At 53.3% G+C, this 18,567-nt stretch carries 14 protein-coding genes; 5 read left to right on the forward strand and 9 right to left on the reverse strand.

The window, feature by feature from the left end; all coding sequences use genetic code 11:
• Nucleotides 1-130: 130 nt before the first annotated feature.
• The 3 genes from HZS52_RS11350 (at nt 131) to HZS52_RS11360 (ending at nt 4,220) form a co-directional block, all read left to right on the forward strand.
• Nucleotides 131-2,041, forward strand: coding sequence for a DUF294 nucleotidyltransferase-like domain-containing protein (locus HZS52_RS11350; protein WP_022522391.1), 1,911 nt, complete (start codon nt 131-133; stop codon nt 2,039-2,041).
• A 1-nt stretch (nt 2,042) separates the two neighbouring features.
• Complete coding sequence (locus HZS52_RS11355; protein WP_022522392.1) at nt 2,043-2,768, forward strand: 3'-5' exonuclease; 726 nt, start codon at nt 2,043-2,045, stop codon at nt 2,766-2,768.
• Between the two features lie 94 nt (nt 2,769-2,862).
• Nucleotides 2,863-4,220 (forward strand): IS3 family transposase gene (locus HZS52_RS11360; RefSeq protein ID WP_223827930.1). Its coding sequence is split into 2 segments (ribosomal slippage): nt 2,863-3,342 and nt 3,345-4,220, totalling 1,356 coding nucleotides; the frame shifts between segments, so codons are not numbered across the junction.
• 124 nt (nt 4,221-4,344) lie between these two features.
• On the opposite strand, the gene HZS52_RS11365 is transcribed toward HZS52_RS11360, so the two are convergent.
• From HZS52_RS11365 to HZS52_RS11380, 4 genes are all read right to left on the reverse strand, one after another.
• Complete coding sequence (locus tag HZS52_RS11365; RefSeq protein WP_190374768.1) at nt 4,345-5,985, reverse strand: BCCT family transporter; 1,641 nt, start codon at nt 5,983-5,985, stop codon at nt 4,345-4,347.
• A gap of 243 nt (nt 5,986-6,228) precedes the next feature.
• The gene (locus HZS52_RS11370) at nt 6,229-7,104 is read right to left on the reverse strand and encodes a glycine betaine ABC transporter substrate-binding protein (RefSeq protein ID WP_022522395.1); all 876 of its coding nucleotides are present in this window, start codon (nt 7,102-7,104) and stop codon (nt 6,229-6,231) included.
• A gap of 167 nt (nt 7,105-7,271) precedes the next feature.
• Nucleotides 7,272-8,102 (reverse strand): ABC transporter permease, encoded by an 831-nt coding sequence (locus HZS52_RS11375; RefSeq protein ID WP_009288360.1) that lies wholly within the window; start codon nt 8,100-8,102, stop codon nt 7,272-7,274.
• On the reverse strand, nt 8,102-9,304 hold the full coding sequence (locus HZS52_RS11380; RefSeq protein WP_190374769.1) for a quaternary amine ABC transporter ATP-binding protein: 1,203 nt from the start codon (nt 9,302-9,304) through the stop codon (nt 8,102-8,104). Before HZS52_RS11380 ends, HZS52_RS11375 begins: the two co-directional genes overlap by 1 nt.
• A gap of 396 nt (nt 9,305-9,700) precedes the next feature.
• Here HZS52_RS11380 and HZS52_RS11385 point away from each other — a divergent pair, with 396 nt between their 5' ends.
• Nucleotides 9,701-10,138, forward strand: a complete 438-nt coding sequence (locus HZS52_RS11385; protein ID WP_223828115.1) for a hypothetical protein — start codon at nt 9,701-9,703, stop codon at nt 10,136-10,138.
• Nucleotides 10,139-10,299: 161 nt separating this feature from the next.
• Here the strand turns inward: HZS52_RS11385 and HZS52_RS11390 are convergent, their stop codons facing one another.
• The 5 genes from HZS52_RS11390 to HZS52_RS11410 all read right to left on the reverse strand — a co-directional run bounded on the left by HZS52_RS11390 (nt 10,300) and on the right by HZS52_RS11410 (nt 16,351).
• On the reverse strand, nt 10,300-11,700 hold the full coding sequence (locus HZS52_RS11390; protein ID WP_027958616.1) for a sigma-54-dependent transcriptional regulator: 1,401 nt from the start codon (nt 11,698-11,700) through the stop codon (nt 10,300-10,302).
• 11 nt (nt 11,701-11,711) lie between these two features.
• The gene (locus HZS52_RS11395; RefSeq protein WP_022522398.1) at nt 11,712-13,157 is read right to left on the reverse strand and encodes an ATP-binding protein; all 1,446 of its coding nucleotides are present in this window, start codon (nt 13,155-13,157) and stop codon (nt 11,712-11,714) included.
• 53 nt (nt 13,158-13,210) lie between these two features.
• Nucleotides 13,211-14,398 (reverse strand): PQQ-dependent sugar dehydrogenase, encoded by a 1,188-nt coding sequence (locus HZS52_RS11400; RefSeq protein WP_190374771.1) that lies wholly within the window; start codon nt 14,396-14,398, stop codon nt 13,211-13,213.
• A gap of 83 nt (nt 14,399-14,481) precedes the next feature.
• Entirely contained in the window at nt 14,482-15,357 is an 876-nt protein-coding gene (locus HZS52_RS11405) for an AEC family transporter (protein ID WP_022522400.1), read from the reverse strand.
• A gap of 79 nt (nt 15,358-15,436) precedes the next feature.
• Nucleotides 15,437-16,351: a LysR family transcriptional regulator gene (locus HZS52_RS11410; protein ID WP_190374772.1), complete on the reverse strand. Its 915-nt coding sequence runs from the start codon at nt 16,349-16,351 to the stop codon at nt 15,437-15,439.
• A 203-nt stretch (nt 16,352-16,554) separates the two neighbouring features.
• On the opposite strand from HZS52_RS11410, the gene HZS52_RS11415 reads away from it, so the two are divergent.
• Nucleotides 16,555-18,519 (forward strand): ligand-gated channel protein, encoded by a 1,965-nt coding sequence (locus HZS52_RS11415; protein WP_190374773.1) that lies wholly within the window; start codon nt 16,555-16,557, stop codon nt 18,517-18,519.
• Nucleotides 18,520-18,567: the final 48 nt, after the last annotated feature.

Here is an 18,567-nt window from a genome sequence, read left to right on the forward strand (position 1 = left end):
TGTGAGCCGATTGGCCTACAGTTAGTTTTATTATCCTTAGTGGGGTTTACCTAACTTAGCCTTCCCGCCACACTTTAGATTATGCGTTGATTATCCAGCCTATTGACCGGCAACACCAAGGAGTCCCCGTATGGATGTCGAACTGTTAGAAATACGCCAACATATGGGACGGTTTCCCCCTTTTGATGGGCTGTCGGATGATCTCCTTGATGCCATTGCTGAGCAGGTGGAAGTGAGCTACTTCAAAACAGGTAGCAGCATATTAACGCTTAACGAGATGCTCAATGATCTTTGCTATATCCGCAGTGGCGCTGTGGAGGTTTATCGTAGTCAGGGCGAGCTGTATAACCGCCTGGGCGAAGGCGATATTTTCGGTCACTTCAGCCTCTTGCGTAACCATAAGGTGCGTTTCCCAGCCCAGGCGATCGAAGATACCCTGATCTATTTTATTCCCAAGGCGGTCTTCCTGCGATTGTGCGAGGAGGATGACCATTTTGCGGATTTTGTCGAGTTGGAGCGACCGCGGCTTGAGAGCGCTGCCGAGCAGCAAAAGAAATCCAACGACATGATGGTGACGCGGATACGCAAGCTGCTAACCCGCTATCCAGTCATGGTGGAAACGTCTACCAGCGTTCAGCACGCTGCGCAGCAAATGAGCGAGGCTCAAGCCTCCGCCCTGCTGGTAATAAAAGAGGGGAGCGATAACCCGCGCTACAGTTTTAAAGATAGCGAAGGCCAAACTTGGCAGATGTGCGGTATTTTAACCGATAGTGATTTTCGTACCCGCATTGTGGCCGAGGGGCTATCGCCACAAACCTCCGTCGGTGAAGTGATTTCCTCGCGGCTAATTACTATCCAGTCTGACGCCTCTGTTTATGAAGCGATGCTGACGATGTTGCGCAGTAACGTGCATCACCTGCCTGTGCTCTATCGTCAGCGCCCTGTGGGCGTAGTGCATCTCTCCGACATTATTCGCTACGAGACCCACAGTGGTCTCTATCTGGTCAGCAATATTTTTAATCAGTCCAGCGCCCAGGGGCTGGCACGCTTGGCGCCGGATGTGAGCGCGGCGTTTGTGCGTATGGTGCAAGAGGGCGCTAACTCGCAGATGGTGGGTAGCGCCCTTTCCACGATCGGACGCAGCTTTACTCGACGGTTGCTGGAAATGGCTGAAGCAGAACTTGGCCCCCCGCCGGTGCCTTATTGTTTTATGGTGAATGGCTCAATGGCCCGCAATGAGCAGAGCATCGTCACTGACCAGGATAATGCGCTGATCCTCTCCGACGAGTTTAATTCCGAAGAGCATGACGACTACTTTTACGCCCTGGCAAAAATTGTTAGCGATGGCTTAGATGCCTGCGGTTACACCTACTGCAAAGGTGACGTTATGGCGACCAACGTTCAGTGGCGTCAGCCGCTCAGCGTTTGGAAGGGGTATTTTCAGGATTGGATGGCCAATCCCACGCCTGAACGGCTGCTGCACAGCTCGATTTTCTTTGACCTGGATAGTTGCTATGGCGAAGACCTTTATGTGGAAACGCTGCAAGATTTGATTGCCGAGACAGCGCCAAAATCACCGCTGTTTTTAGCTGCCATGGCGCGCAATGCCTTAAACCGTACGCCACCGCTAGGGTTTTTCCGTACCTTTGTGATGGAGCAAGATGGCAAGCACAACAACTCGATCAACTTGAAGCGCCGGGGAACTGCGCCGATGGTGGATTTGGTGCGTATTCACGCTTTGGCCTGCGGTTCCAAAGCGCAGAACTCCTTTCAGCGCTTGAATGACATCAGTAAGACCCAACTATTGGCGACCGGCATGAGCGACAAGCTAAGTTATGCGTTTGAGTTTTTATGCATGTCGCGGATTCGCCATCAAATGATTGACCTACAAGAGGATCGCCTGCCGGATAACAATATCGAGCCCGAAAACGTGGCGGACAGCGAACGCCACACCCTGAAAGACGCCTTCCAGGTGCTTAGCAACGCGCAAAAATTCCTCAAGTTCCGCTATCCCATGCCTGCACAACGGCAGGGGCGCTAAGATGCGCGGTATACGTCCACGTCAAAAAATCGTCCAGGCCGATTGGAAGGGCTATATGGCCCAACGAGCGCAACAAGCGAAAAATCCTGCCCTTCAGCAATTCTTTGGTACGCCGTTGCCTGATCCTGAAACGCCCATTTCTGAGGTGCCCATGGTGGCGCTGGATATGGAAACCACTGGGCTGGATGAGAGGCGCCATGCGATTGTTAGTATTGGCCTCGTGCCCTTCACGTTAAATCGTATCAAATTGGCTGAGCGGCGCTATTGGGTAGTGAACCCTTCGCGGCCGCTAGCAGAAGCCTCAATTACCTACCACCACATTACCCATTCAGAGATCGCCCAGGCGCCGGACTTAGATGCGATACTGGACGAACTGCTGGCCCAGCTAGCAGGTCGCCTAGTGGTCGTTCATTTTCGCAATATTGAACGGCCCTTTTTGAATGCAGCTGTCAAAGCCCGACGTGGGGAAGGGGTGCTGTTTCCGATGATTGATACCATGTCGCTGGAAGCGCGGATGCACCGCCAAACCCTATGGGCGCGGTTCCGCCGCTGGCTGGGTCGCCCACCGGTTTCCATCCGTATGCATGCGAGTCGTGAGCGCTATGGCTTGCCCCCTTATCAAGGACATCATGCCCTAGTGGATGCATTGGCCACCGCAGAGCTATTGCAGGCGCAAATAGCCACCCATTATCGACCTGAAACGCCATTGAAAGATATTTGGTGTTGATGCTTAGCTGTCGACATACCAACAAAAACGGGCAACCCATTGGTGAACTGCCCCCCAAAAGTTGGACGCTCATCCAACGATTGGGGTGTTTTTCATGACGAAACATAATGAAGCGTTCAAGTTACTAGTAGTGCAACGCTACGCAGAAGGACAGCAGGGTTACAAGAGTCTGGCCAGACAGTACGGTCTTGGCCCTACAACCGTCAGGCGTTGGGTTAAACACTTTGAACAGCATGGTCTAAGTGGCTTGCAGAAAAAGTTTACCCACTACAGCGCTGAGTTCAAATTAGCGGTGTTGCAACAGATGAGGCAAGAGGAGCTATCAGCCTTACAAGCGACGACTCTGTTCGATATTCGAGGTGGTACGAGCGTCGTACGGCAGTGGGAAAGCCAGTATCATGAAGGAGGCTTCCAAGCGTTGGAGCCTAAAGCCCGAGGACGTCCGACGAAGATGCCTACAACAGAGCCCCCAAAGCCCCCACTTCCACTGACGGATAAGAGCTCGCTGGAGCAGCTGCTCCAAGAGAATGAGTACTTGCGTGCTGAGGTGGCCTACCTAAAAAAGTTGAGGGCCTTGCGTCAGGCAAAAGAACAAGCCGCGCAGAAAAAGCGCAGATAGTCCTTGAGCTGAAGCAAGGCCACCCTTTGGCGGTGCTGCTAAAAGTAGCAGAATTGTCGCGTAGTACGTTCTATTATCAGGCAAGGGCTCAGCAGTTGGAAGATCGGCATGCTGGTCTGAAGCGACGCATTCACGTCCTCTACGAGCATCACAAAGGCCGCTACGGTTATCGCCGAATCACAGCAGCGTTGCGTCAGTCGGGCGAGCAGGTCAACCATAAGACAGTCCAGCGCCTAATGCAGCATCTAGGCTTGAAGTCGCTGGTACGCCCGAAGAAATACCGCTCCTATCGTGGACAACAGGCCAGTGTTCCCAATCTTCTTGCCCGCCAGTTTCATGCTGAACGACCCAACCAAAAGTGGGTAACCGACGTCACGGAGTTTAATATCCGAGGCGAAAAGCTGTACTTGTCGCCTGTGATGGATCTCTACAACGGGGAAATCGTGTCCTACTCAATGCAGAAACAGCCGCAGTACTCGCTGGTAGGGGGGATGCTCAAGAAAGCCTTGGCTAAGTTGGCCGACCAAGACGCGCCTTTACTGCATTCTGATCAAGGCTGGCAATATCAGATGTCAGCTTACCGGCGTAAGCTCAGCGAGCATGGCGTGATTCAGAGCATGTCACGTAAAGGCAATTGCCTGGATAATGCCGCAATGGAGAGCTTCTTTGGTACGCTGAAGTCAGAATATTTTTACCTGAACCGCTTTGACACCATTGAGCAATTACAGGCGGGCATTCGGCACTATATCCATTACTACAATCACGAGCGGATTAAGACCAAATTAAAAGGCCTGAGTCCGGTGCAGTACCGAAATCAGGCCTTGGCTGCTTAGTTTTTCACTGTCCAAGTTTATGGGGTCAGTTCATTGGGTTGCCCGTTTACTAGCTAAATTTGAACAGTACCAGCAAGCTTTAAACTTATGATTGGTTTAAAACCATGGTCGGTTCAAAGCATCGCTAGACGGCTTTAGGTTCGCTCATCAACCCCTTGATAATGGCATAGCAGGCCACTAGCAGAATGATGGTGAACGGGAAGCCGGTAGAAACAGCCATGGTTTGCAGCGCTGTCAGGCCACCGCCTAGCAGTAGCGCAATGGCAATCGCGCCTTCGATGATCGCCCAGAAAACGCGCTGTGGCGTCGGTGCATCGACCTTACCGCCAGCGGTGATGGAGTCAATCACCAACGAGCCAGAGTCAGACGACGTCACGAAGAACACGATGACTAGCACAATGGCTACGAATGAGGTGATTTGTGATAACGGCAGCTGCTCGAGCATTATGAATAGCTGCAGATCAACGCCTGCATCGCGAACGGCCTCAATGCCTTGGCTGATGTACTGATCAATGGCTGTGCCACCAAACGTGGTCATCCATAGTACTGATACAGTGGACGGCACCAGCATCACCGAGACCAGAAATTCACGTACTGTACGACCGCGGGATACCCGCGCAATAAACATACCGACATACGGAGACCAGGAGATCCACCAGGCCCAGTAGAAGGCTGTCCAGCCCTGGCTGAAGTTGGCATCTTCACGACCAAAAGGATTCGATAACGCAGGTAGATGAACCGCATAGTTCCAAAGGTTTTCAAAGAAGCCCGTGGCAATCATCAGGGTAGGGCCAACAGCAATCACAAAGAAAAGTAGCATTGCCGCAAGAATAATATTGATTTTGGAGAGCAGCTGTACGCCCTTATCAACGCCTGCCACGATTGAGCCGATGGCGATCATCGTAATACCGATGATCAACAGGATCATGGTGATATCACTTTCCGGCGCACCAAACAGGTAAGTGAGGCCTGCTGCTGCTTGGGTTGCCCCTAAACCAAGGGACGTAGCCAAACCAAATAAAGTGGCAAACACTGCCAAAATATCAATCACGTGGCCTGGCCAGCCCCATACGCGCTCACCCAAAAGGGGGTAGAACACTGAACGCATGGATAGCGGTAGGCCCTTATTGAAAGAGAACAGCGCCAGGGAAAGCGCGACCACCGCGTAAATCGCCCAGGGGTGCAGGCCCCAGTGGAAGATGGTTGCGGCCATAGCTAACGCTTCAGCACCGGCAGCATTGCCTTCCGCACCCGCAAGCGGCGCCCAACTGCCACCGTCAAATGAAGTGCCAAAGTGTGTCAGCGGTTCGTTAACACCGAAGAACATTAGGCCAATGCCCATGCCCGCGGCGAACAGCATTGAAAACCAACCCATATAGGTAAAATCAGGCTTGGCATCGGCGCCACCAATGCGGATTTTACCTAGAGGAGAGAAGATCAGACCAATACACAAGATGACGAATATATTCGCCGCTAAAATAAAGAACCACGCAAGGTTGCCGGTCAAAAAACCAAAAATAGCATCATAAATAGGCGCAATCGTATCTTGCAGCGCCAGGGTTAGCACCACAAACAGCAGCACGATGATTGCCGAAATGCTAAACACCTTGCCGTGCAGGTCAAGATTGAGACCCATGGTGTTAGTAGTGATGTTGTCTTGGCCGATGACATAATCGGTATCGATCAGGTTAGCCGGACCGTCTGGGGCGGGTATGCCCTCAGAGGCGGGCTCTTTAGGGGGGCGTTTATCGTCGTGGTTATCCACAGGAACCTCTCTATTTCGATCAAGAAGTGTCGATCAAAAGGGTGAACAGAAACCAAAATGTGGTCATCAACCCACATTGCATGGTGCGCGCTTAGGTGCTCACAGTAGCAAATCTATTATGAGAGTATTCAACGTAATGTGAACCTTGGCGCTTAAACAGTACTTAATAGCAGGGCTTAAAACAGTTCTTAAAACGACAACAGAGGGCCACCCGCCCCCTGCTACCGTAACTGCTTGGCTCGTTTAGCTATCGAGCCACTCTGTGACTACGTCTTGGTTATCTTCAACCCACTGCTTCGCGTTCTCATAGGGGTCGCTGCCATCTTCCTGGTTCATCAGCATGACTTCGCCCATCTGCTCTGGCGTCCACTCGAAAGCATCGAGAATGGCATAAGCTTCTGGCATGTCATCTTCCAGGCCTTGGCGAACTGCGGTGTGAATCTGCTCTGCACCGCCATAGACGTTTTCAGGGTCTTCTAGATATTTGAGATCAAAGCGGGCAAACATCCAGTGGGGCGTCCAGCCAGTAACAACGACATCTTCCTCGTTATTAATTGCACTCGACAGTGCCGCTGTCATGGTGGCACCGCTGCCACTACGCAGATTCAGCTCAAGGTCATAGGTATCCACAACCTCTTCGGTGAGGCTCATTAAGCCTGCACCGGGGTCAATACCGATGATCTCGCCGTTAAAGCTGTCGGCGTTATCGTTAAGGTCTGCAATCGAGTCGACGTCGGTATACTCTGGAACCACAAGGCCCAGCTTGGTGCCATCCAGGTTGGGGCCAAGGTCTTCAATACTATCGCCCAGGCGTTCCATGTAATCGGCGTGAGTGGTTGGCAGCCAAGCAGCGACAATGGCATCCGCATCGCCAGTGGAGAGCGCCTGGAACATAGCCGCCGCTGAGAGTGAGGTTAGCTCGACGTCATAGCCCGCTTGCTCAAGTACTGCAGCGACCACGTTAGTTGAAGCGACTTCGGAAGACCACTCTACGTAGGCCAGGTTAACCATGCCTTTCTCTTCTTCAGCCTGCGCCGCGCTGCTGACGGTCACACCAGCACCTGCTAGCAGTGCCAGCGAAGCAAGACGGATACGGAGGTTCAATGTGCGATGTTTCATTCACTTTCTCCCTTGTGTATTAAAATATAAATGTACTGGTTATTAACGTGCATGATGCTTAACGAGCACGGTTGCTGCAAAACACAGCATGGTAAGCAAAGAGCGACTTAGCAAGCTAATGGCTCAACGCAGCCGCTTCTGCTGTTTTACTCTATCGCGCGTTTTCGCTATTGCCGGGTTTTTCTAAGCGATTGCGTCAGGCGGTCAAGCAGCATGGCCAGGATGACCACCGCGATGCCTGCTTCAAAGCCGTCGCCAGGGCGCAAGCGTTGAATTGCGCGCCATACTTCGCTGCCCAAACCATCTGCACCAATCATGGCGGCGATGACTACCATAGAGAGAGCGAGCATTATCGTTTGGTTGATACCTGCCATTACTGTGGGCAGTGACAGCGGTAGCTGCACTTTGAATAGCTTTTGACCACGGGTAGCGCCGTAGGCATCGGCGGCCTCAATCAGCTCCACCGGTACTTGACGAATACCCAGGGTGGTAAAGCGAATGGCCGGAGGCATCGAGAAGATCACCGTAGCAAAAATCGCCGACACCGAGCCAATACCGAAAAATGGAATAGCCGGGATCAAATAGACGAATGCTGGCATGGTCTGCATAAAGTCGAGAATTGGCATAATGACCCGGTAAAGCCGGTTAGACAGCGCCGCGGCAATACCCACAGGTAACGCGATGACGACTGCCACCATGGTAGCGAACACTACCAGCGTGAGCGTTTCAATCATCGGGTTCCAAAGCCCCAGGTTCCAGATCAGTGCCAAGCCCGCAGCAGCTCCTATGGCTAGGCGAGTGCCCGCCAGCTTCCAGCAGAGCAGGGCGATCAAGCCAAGCAGCGCCCACTCGGGTAACCACATCAAGCCGTCATTTAAAACATCGATACCGGTTTGAGTGAAACGAGAGATGCCGCGGGTAACCAAAGAGTATTCGCTGGTCAACCAAGTCAGGCCGCCTTCAATCCAATCACCTAGCGGGATGCGTGGGATATCCATTATTGCTCTCCTGCTCGTGCCAGTTCGTCGAGTACTGCGCCTTTAACCACCACGCCTAGCAGTTGCTCTTGCTTATCAATAACGGCGATAGGGAAACTCTTTTCACTAAACATGGCAAACAGGTTATGCAGTGGCTCATCCATGGGGACTTTGCGGAAATCCTGGGTTAAGTAGGGAATAATCGAATCGGCACTCTCTTCAATGGCCCGGCTGGCGGTATCGGCCTCGAGTAGCCCGATAAGGCGGCGGTTGCGATCAACCACATAAATAGAGTCGATAGCATGGTCGCGCATGCGGTGTAGCGCCGTGCGTGGGCCATCGCTTTCCCGAGCGGTGGAGCGCAGTGGCCGCATGGCGCTCTCGGCGGTCAAGATACGTGCCCGGTCAACGCCTTCGATAAAGCGACGCACGTAGTCATCCGCAGGCTTGGTCAGAATCTCTTCCGGCGTGCCGATCTGCACCACTTCGCCATCTTTCAGCAACACGATACGGTCGCCAATGTTGAGCGCCTCATCCAGATCGTGGGTGATGAAGACCGTGGTTTTTTGCATTTTGGATTGCAGCTGCAAAAGCTCTTGCTGCATGTCTTTGCGAATTAGCGGGTCAAGTGCTGAGAAAGCTTCATCCATTAACAGTACGGTGGCATCGTTTGCCAGAGCACGGGCGAGGCCAACGCGCTGCTGCATACCGCCGGAAAGTTGATTCGGGTAGGCGTCTTCCCAGCCCTCCAGGCCCACTTGCTTAAGCGCATCATGGGCAATTTTATGGCGCTCTGTTTTCTCTACGCCGCGAATTTCCAAACCGAACTCGGCATTTTGCTGCACAGTGCGGTGGGGAAATAGCGCGAAATTTTGAAATACCATAGAGAAGTGACGGCGGCGGCACTCCAGTAACGCTTTCTCTTTTAGCGTCGGGATGTTTTCGCCGTCGATAATGATCTCACCTTCGGTGGTCTCAATTAGACGGTTAAGACAACGGATCAAGGTCGATTTGCCTGACCCCGAGAGTCCCATGATGACCAGCAGTTCGCCTTCATAGACATCAAACGAAATATTGGATAGCCCCAGCGTCTGGCCGGATTTCTCCAGAATTTCGGGGCGCTTCATTCCTTGATCACGTAGCTCAATGGCTTTTTGTGGGTGCTTACCAAAGACTTTGCTTAATCCGCGCACTTTAATTTTGACGGGTCGTGTCTCGTCCATCGGCGATGCCTTTTTGTTGAGCTGAATGGGCGTGTGTCGTTATTGCGCCATTCATAAAGAAATAAGAGCTTGAGTCGGATAATTTATTAAAAATTATTATACATAGGTGGGGCCTGTGTGTCACAACGGCTCGCTCAACGGGGCAATTAACGCTACATGTGTCATTTTTTACCCACTCGCGCGGGCTGCCTATAAGTACATAATGGCATTGCTAATGTTTTATAAGATATTGATTATTAATTGTTTATATTGGTTTTTTATGTTTTTGGCACGTAAAGTGATTGTAATCTAAGTAGAGTGTTGTGAATAACTTGTATACGTGTACGGAAAGCTGACTGTCGATTTTTCCAGTGAAATGTTTAGAAACAAGCAGCGTAAGTAATGGAGGTGGGTATTATGGATAAGCAACACGACCACATTGAGAGCAAGCAAATTTCCAATCGCCCACGCTGGTTAACGCTGTGCATGATGGCGACAGCGGCAAGTGTAATTGTGTTAGCTGGTTGCGGTGATAACGAAGAAACAGCGCCACCTGCTGAAGAGCCTTCACCATTAGAGCAGGATGCCACCACTCAGCCGGAACCGGGTATGAGTGAAGAGTCAGCGATGGAGCAGGATCCAGGCTTAAGTGAAGAGCCAGCAGCAGAAAACAGCATGACGCAATCTGAAGAAACGATGGCAGAAGATCCTATGCCAGAAGAGTCCATGCCGGATGACACCATGGACGAGCCCGCAGAGGGCACTATGAACCCTGACGACGAGCCTGGCTTTGGTGAAGGAACCGAACCTATGCCTGGCGCTGAGGAAGAGGATGAAAATTCGACCAGTAACTAGTCTTTAGCAAGTGTACCGCTCCCTACGATGGTAAATCGCCTCAGCTGTTTGTTCCCTGCGGCTGCTCCACACGATTTGCCATCCTTTCCGCCCCCGCGCCCGCGGGGGTTTTTTTGTTTGCTTTCTAGCTAGCGCATCCCGCCTTATCAGTATCCTGGTAGTTACTCTTCACTGTCTTCCAGGCGGCGATAGAGTGTCCGACGAGCAATGCCCAGCACTTCTGCGGTGCGTCGTTTGTTGCCACCCGTTGCTTCTAATACCTTGTTAATATAGCGCTTTTCAACTTCTTCTAGGCTAGGCCAGCGGATTGGCGTTGCCGAGGGCACCTGGCTCCCTGCCAGCACTTCGCCACTGACGGTAGGCACCAGTGGGGTACCGCTTTCCACCGTTGATTGTTCGCGCAGCCGTTCGGGCAGATCTTTATGGCTGAGCGAGCCATCTTCGCTCAGGGTAACTGCCCGCATGATGGCGTTTTCCAGTTCGCGAACGTTACCGGGATAGGCATAGTTGAGCAGGTTGTTGAGCGCTTCTGGCTCGATTTGCTCGATCTGCTTGCCCTGGGCCTCGGAGTGCTTGTCGATAAGGGCAAAAACAAGGTGCTCAATATCGGTACCGCGCTCGCGTAGCGGGGGAATGCGCAGCGAGAACGTTTCCAAACGGTAGAACAAGTCGCTGCGGAAATTCTCCTGCTCGATTTCCTTCTCCAGGTTGCGGTGAGTCGCAGCGATGATGCGGACATCTACTGGCTCTTCGCGCTCGCCGCCCACCGGGCGCACGGTTTTCTCCTGCAAGGCCCGCAGTAGTTTAGCCTGCAGATTGATGGGCATTTCACCAATCTCATCTAAAAATAGGCTGCCGCCCTGAGCGCTTTGAAAGAGCCCTTTGCGCGCCTCATTAGCCCCGGTAAAGGCGCCTTTTACATGACCAAAGAACTCACTCTCCATCAAATCTGCGGGAATGCTCGCACAGTTAACCGGCACAAAGGGTTGGTCATTGCGAGGGCTTTCCTGGTGAATGGCGCGGGCGAGTAACTCTTTGCCGGTACCGCTTTCCCCTAAGATCAAAATGGGGGCATCGCTTTTGGCAAGGCGGGAGGCGTCATGAAACAGTGTCTGCATGACCTGGCTTTTACCCACAATGCCGTGGAAATGGCTGATATCCGTGTCGTGGAAAACCGCCAGGCGTTGGCGTTCCAGCACACGAAATACGGCATCGCGGATGGCATCAAGGTCTAACGGCTTGGTTAAAAAGTCGTCAGCCCCTAGCTTAAGTGCCTCAACCGCCTGATCGATGGTACCGAAAGCGGTAATCACAATAATGCCCAGCTCACTGCCTGCTTGGCGGAGCTGCTGGAGTAGCTGAATGCCGGTCATACCCGGCAGTCGCACGTCGGTAATTACCAGTGAGACGGTGGTGTGGCTTAGTAAGGCGATAGCCTCTTCAGCGCTAGGTACGCCGAGCGTCGTGTAGCCTGCATCCTGCAGTTCTTCTTCTAATAACTCACGTATAGCGGCGTCATCTTCAACCACCAACAAAGGTAAAAGGGGATCCTGTTGGGTCACAAACGTTGTCCTCACGCGGATGCGGTTTCACTAATAGGTAGTGTGATTTCAAATCCAGCGCCGCCAAGGGCGCTGTCAAACACGCCGATCGTACCGCCGTGGTCGTTAATAATGCGATGTACCATAGAGAGTCCCAAACCGCTGCCTTGACCGACCGGTTTGGTGGTGAAAAATGGGTCGAACACTTTGTGATGATGGGCACTGGGTATCCCTGGGCCATCATCTTCCACCCACAGTATTAATTCGTGCTCTTGCTGCTGGGCGCGCACTCGAATTCTGTTCACTTCGGGGGCTTGCGCTGCATTGCGCAGCAAATTGGTCAGCACCTGCACAATTTGTTGGCCGTTGGCGAGTAAGTTGGGTGTCGGCGACGGTAATTCAATGTCTAAACGAATATTGCGTGGCTCCAGCTCGTCTTCAACCAAATCGCTGGCATTCATAATAAGCTGATCAAGCGCCAGTTCACCTTTCTCTACGTTATGTTGGCGGCCTAATTCCATCAACTGGCGCACAATTTCAACGATGCGCTCGACTTCGCCACGAATACGCCCTAGTCGTGCGCGTTCGTCATCGCCAATCACATCGCGGCGAGCCAAACGCTGGGCCTGGCCATTGATCACCGTTAACGGCGCACCTATCTCATGGGCAACGCCGGCTGCCAATACGCCCAGTTCAGCCAGCTTTTTCGATTTGCGCAGGCGCTTTTCAAGCTCAATTTCGCGCCGTTGGCGATTTTCGATCTCTTGGTCTTTTTCGGCCATCGCATCCAGCATGCCATTCAAACCGGAGGCAAGGTGGCGATATTCGATAGGGCCGTCTTCGGTGGCGCGTTGGCTGCGGTCACCTTTTTCTACCAACTGCATTACGTGCAGCAGCCGGTTAAGCGGGCGCTCGATATGGCGGCGAAACCCCCACCAAATACTAAACACGATTCCGGCGGCGCCAATCACAAACACCAACACGGCCACAATACTGATAAAACCCGTGTAGTTCTCAATACCGGTATTTAGCCGATTAACCTGCAGTACCCCATATACAGTGCCATCTTGTGAGCGCAAGGGTGTCAATGCAGAGTAGTAATTCCACCCATCGTGTTGGCGATAGTTGCTATATAAATCATCGCGCTCGATGATTTGCTGAATCTCTTCACGGCTGAAAATATCTTTGCCAAGGCCTAGCCCGTAAATATCGCGACCCTGGGTATCGAATACATAGGCGCCGTAAATTCGATGGAACGAGAATGCTGACTGTAGCGCTTCTTCAAGCGGCGTGTTGCTATCTGGCGTAACCGCGTAGCTGAGCGACGAACTCAGCGTACGGGTAATAATCTCAACTTCCGTTTGTAACTTTGAGCGTACGTTATCTTCGAGCGACTTGATCGCCACTAAGCTAAAAACCACCAGGATGACAAACAGCGGCACAATCACGGTCAAAATAATCAAATTGCGTAGTCGCATGGGGCATCCATGGTGGTTTTAATACGTTTTAATATCAGCCAGTGAATGAAGCGCTACTGGTTCGTTGGCGCTAGGCGGTACAAGCCGCCCTGGGGGGCGTCAGTGAGTAAGTAAATGGCATCATCAGGGCCTTGGCGAACATCGCGAATGCGACCCACTTCGCCTTGTAAAATCAGCTCTTCCTCGGTGACACGGCCCTCTTCCAAGCGCAGGCGCAACAGCTTCTCGCTACCTAGCCCACCGGCTAATAAGTTGCCTTGCCACTCACTAAAGGCGTCGCTAGTCACTTCGGCAAGCCCAGCGGGGGCGAAGCGGCCTTCAAATACATACACTGGATCAACCATGCCGGGGAGCGAATCTTCGCCAATCGGCTCGTTGGTTGCATAGTCATTGCCCTGGCTGACCTTTGGCCAGCCGTAATTATTGCCCGCTTCGATATGATTCAGCTCGTCGCCGGTGCGGGGGCCATGCTCTGACGCCCAGGCTTCGCCGTTACTGAGCACGACCATGCCTTGAATATTGCGATTACCCATGGAGTAAATTTCATCCAGGGTGGTGTCATCACCAACGAAAGGGTTGTCATCGGGAACGCCGCCAGTAGCGGTAAGACGCAGGGTAGAGCCCGCATGGTCATCGCTTGCCTGGGCGCGGGGCGGTTCACTGCCGCGATCCCCAATACTCATTAGCAGGGTACCGTCGGGCAGCCACGCCAACCGCGAGCCGTAATGGCGGCCCGGCCCAGAGGCGCGATCTTGTTCAAACAAGTGTTCGACCTCTCCTAGCTGGTCATTGTGCCATTTTATTCGCGATAATGCTGAACGGCTGTTATTGCCCTCGGGCTTGCTCCAGGTGAAATAGATCCAGTCGTTATCACCCTCGCCATTTCCGCCTTCAAAATCAGGATGTAACGCTACGTCTAGCAAACCGCCCTGGCCCTGAGTACTCACTTCGGGCATGCCTTCCAACGTACTGGCTTCACCGCTCTCGGGGTCGACAAGTTTCAGTTGCCCGCTGCGTTCGCTCACCAAGTAGCGGCCATCGGGTAAAAACGCCACCGCCCAAGGGTGCTCAAAACCATCGGCGATACGCTCAATGGAAAGGTTTAAATGGTCGGTTTCCAGCGATTCCTGGACGATTTCCGCATTTGCCGTGTTAATAGCGCCCGCCAGCACTAGTCCACTGATCCTTGCCCAAGCCCCAGGGGGCAGTGGGCGTTGGGTATGGTTGTTCATGTGAAGCATAGCGTGCCCTCTGGTGACGTTAATCATTGGCATCCTTGCCAGTAGTCTAGCAGTGACCTTTTAGTCACGTGTGGGTTCCACTATTACATGAGCAGGGCGAGTAGCACGGGCAGGTAAAACAGCGCTAACAACGTCGAGCAGAAGACCAAACTGGCTACATAGACGGGTTCGCGCTGGGCGCGCTGAGCAAAGAGATAGTTGAAGACCGCCACTGGCATGCACATCTGCACCACTAAAATGCTTTGGGCCAGTGGCGGAAGGCCCACCCAGCCAGCGATCAACCAGGCGACCACGGCAGCGAGGGGCACGCGCACCAGACTAAATCCGAGCCCTGAACGCAGGTTCTTCACCTGAATGCTGGCTAGCGATACGCCCAGAGTAATGAGCATGAGCGGTACCGTGAACCCCGACATTAAGTCCACCGTATTCGCCAGCCAGGGGGGCAGGGAGGTGCCCGTTAGCAGTAGCGCCATGGAAATCGCAATGGCATACACCGTAGGCGTTTTGGCAAGGGTTTTAAGCGGGTTGCCTTGGCTATTAAGCACAGCGCCTAGGGTGAACTGAAACAGCGAGACGGTCACCATCACGGTGATGCCGTAGGCAAACCCGGCACTACCAAAGGCGTAAAGCACCACGGGTAAGCCCATGTTGCCGGTGTTGGGGTACATCATGGGCGCAAGCAGTACCCGCCAACTGCGGCGCAGCAGTTTTGCCACGCCAAAGGTCGCCGCCCCCATGGTGAGAATGACCAGCGCGGCGGCTAACATCGTCTGGCCAAAGGTGGTGGCATCAATATCAGCACCCGCCAGGGAGGCCAATACCAGCGAAGGCGTGCCAATGTTAAACACCAGCCGGGTAATAAAGTCGACCGGGTAGGGATGGCCTAGGCGTACCCACAAGTAGCCGAGCCCTGCACCCGCCAGCACGGGCGCCATGACAGCAAAGAGTTCGGCGAGCATTTACAGTCCTTGGCTAATCGGTAGCCGCCTATTGTCGTTAATAAGCGGGCTAACTGGCAAGGTAAACACTCGAATTAACTTACACGGTCGCGGCTGACGTGCGCCACGGTGCGGGCACTTGGCCACGTAAAAACTCTAACAGCGCGTGGGTACGGCGGGTCTGGTGACCGTAAGCATAAAGCAGTGTGATAGGAAGTGGCACCGGCTCCCAGCCGGACAGGCAGTTAATCAGCTCGCCTGGATGATGCTGTTCGCGTTTTGCGGTTAACCAGTGTGAGAGCAAGCCGATACCCTGGCTGCGCGCAATGGCATCTATATGCAGGGTAGTGAGATCTACCCGCAGCCGTGAACGGGGCGGGTTAAAGGTGTATTCGCCATGCTCTGGATGAGTGAGCAGTAGCCCGTCAGAAGCCGTGCCCAGCAGGTCTATCCAGGCGTGTTGGTTTAGCTCATCGGGATGGTGCGGCGTGCCAGCGGCTGCTAAATAGCGTGGGCTAGCATAAAGCCCGCGGGATAGGTGGCCCAGGCGCTCCTGGTTTAGCCCGCACTCATGAGTCGGCCCAAGCCAGACATGCACGCTATTGCTGTGCATTTTAGTAGGCGGCGTTTCCCGAGTGTGTAGCGTTAGCTCTACCTTAGGGTGGCGATTTAAGAACGCATCAATGGCACTGGCTAACCAGCTGCGGGCCAGGGCACCGTGCACTTCAAGGGTAATTTCTCCGCTAATCTCCTCACGCAGCTCTGCCAGCGCCTCCTGGCTATGAGCCGCCATTGCCAACAGCTCGGTGCAGTAGTTGTGAAACAGCAGCCCTGCTTCGGTAGGAATTAAGCGGTTGGCCTGGCGGCGCAGCAGCGGCTGGTTAAGCCGGGTTTCTAGCTGGCTGATACGGCGACTAAGGGTCGATTTGGCTAATCCGAGCTTTTGAGCGCTGCGAGTCAAACTGCCTGTGCTCATCACATCGGCAAAGGCGGTAAGTTCGTCAAAGTCATACATGGTCAGGCCCACGGAAAAGGGTGAACGCTAATTGTGCCATTTTTCGGTGCGAATGAAAATAATAGGCATTTGTGTTCCGTAGAGTTGAACGTGCTGTCTCACCCCAGTGTGCAAAGAGTGTGTAAAAATATTAATGCTAATAATTCGCATTTAATGTGGCAAATTCTCACACATATTGTTAACACACTATGAAGGACGAAGTTATGTCTCCCTGTTTGCGCCGTACGCTGCTGGCCAGCGCTATCTCTTCGCTTGCCAGTAGTGCTCTTTGGGCACAAGACGCGCCCCGCTTAGACGATCTGGTGGTAACTGCGTCAGGTTTTGAACAGCAGATTACCAATGCCCCCGCGTCTATCAGCGTGGTTTCCCGCGAAGAGTTGGAACAAGGCCACTATCAGAGTGTTACCGATGCGCTGCGCGATGTGCCCGGTGTGATTGTCACCGGCGGTGGGAGAGGGGATAACGGCCAGGATATCTCTATTCGCGGCATGCCCTCCCAGTACACCCTGATATTGGTCGATGGGCGCCCGCAGAATTCCCGCGAGTCCCGTCCCAACGGTAGCGCCGGGTTTGAGCAAGACTGGCTACCGCCACTACAGGCCATTGAGCGTATTGAAGTAGTGCGTGGGCCAATGTCGACGCTTTACGGCTCCGATGCCATCGGCGGGGTCATTAACGTGATTACCCGCAAGGTTGCGCAGGAGTGGCACGGTAATGTTCAACTCGACACCGTGCTTCAGGAAGACAGCGACTCCGGCGATAGCCGTCAGGCTAATTTTTACCTCAGTGGCCCGCTGGTAGGGGATCGTTTAGGTCTTCAGCTCTATGGTCGCGCCTCTCAGCGCGATGAAGACACTATTCTTAACGGCTACGAAGATAAAAGCCTGCAAAGTCTTACTGCACGGCTGAGTTTTGCGGCGACTGGTAACCATGACTTCACTTTTGAGGCGGGTATTACCGAGCAGGAGCGCGAATCGCTGATGGGCAACTCAGCGCCATCAGAGGGCTGTAAGGGGGGCTGTTCCGATAGCTTCAATGACTTTACCCATCAGCACGTTGCGTTAACCCACAGTGGCCGCTTCGATTGGGGTACCAGCGAAATTTACCTGCAACGTGAGCGCAGCGAAAATAAATCGCGGGATATTGAAATCACCAACACTACCGCCAAAACCAGCGCTGTCATTCCGCTAGGCATGCATATGGTGACGCTAGGCGCTAACTACGAGGAAGAGTCGCTTGAAGATAGTACAACGAACAGACTGCCTGACTCTGATCGTAGTGAGATTGAGAATAGCCAATGGGCAATTTTTGTTGAAGATGAATGGATGCTTACCGATTCCTGGGCATTGACCGGCGGTTTACGTGTTGATGATGACGACAACTACGGTAGTCATTTAAGCCCGCGTCTTTATAGCGTGTGGAATATGACGCCTGACTGGACGTTGAAAGGCGGCGTTTCAACCGGTTATCGAGCGCCCAACCTGCGCGAGATCACCCCCGACTGGGGGCAGGTCAGTCGTGGTGGCAATATTTACGGTAATCCTGACCTTGAGCCAGAGACCTCGCTCAATAAAGAGCTGGCCCTGCTTTATGCCAACGACTCTGGCCTGAGCGGCAGCGTCACGCTATTCCATAACGACTTTGACGATAAAATTACCCGAATAGCTTGCCCCATCGATATCTGTACGGATGGCGCTAACCAGTTTGGCAGCGACCCGACTTATCGCGTTAACGTTGATGAAGCGGTGACCCAGGGCGTAGAGGCGAGTGTGGCTGCGCCTTTAACCGATACCGTTGAGCTAACGGCCAGTTACACCTTTACTGATAGCGAGCAAAAAAGCGGTGAGTATGCCGGCGAGCCGCTAACTCAACTGCCACGCCACCAAGTATCGGCCACGCTGAATTGGCAAGCCTCGGCCAAGCTCAGCCAGTGGACAAAAGTGACCTACCGCGGCGAAGAGAGCCAACCGACTACCGGCCCTTCTCAGAGCTCTATTGTGGCCCCTTCCTACTCCTTTGTAGATGCAGGCGTTGGCTACCAGCTAAATGAATCGACTCAACTGAACGCGGGTATCTACAATCTCTTCGACGAAGCGATTGACTACGATGAGTACGGCTATGTGGAAGATGGCCGCCGGGTTTGGCTAGGTCTCAACGTCGCCTTCTAAACGCTAGGTTCCCGTTATAAACGCAATACAGCAGCGGCTATCCAGCGA

This window comes from Vreelandella titanicae, assembly GCF_014697095.1.
Lineage (GTDB): Bacteria > Pseudomonadota > Gammaproteobacteria > Pseudomonadales > Halomonadaceae > Vreelandella > Vreelandella titanicae.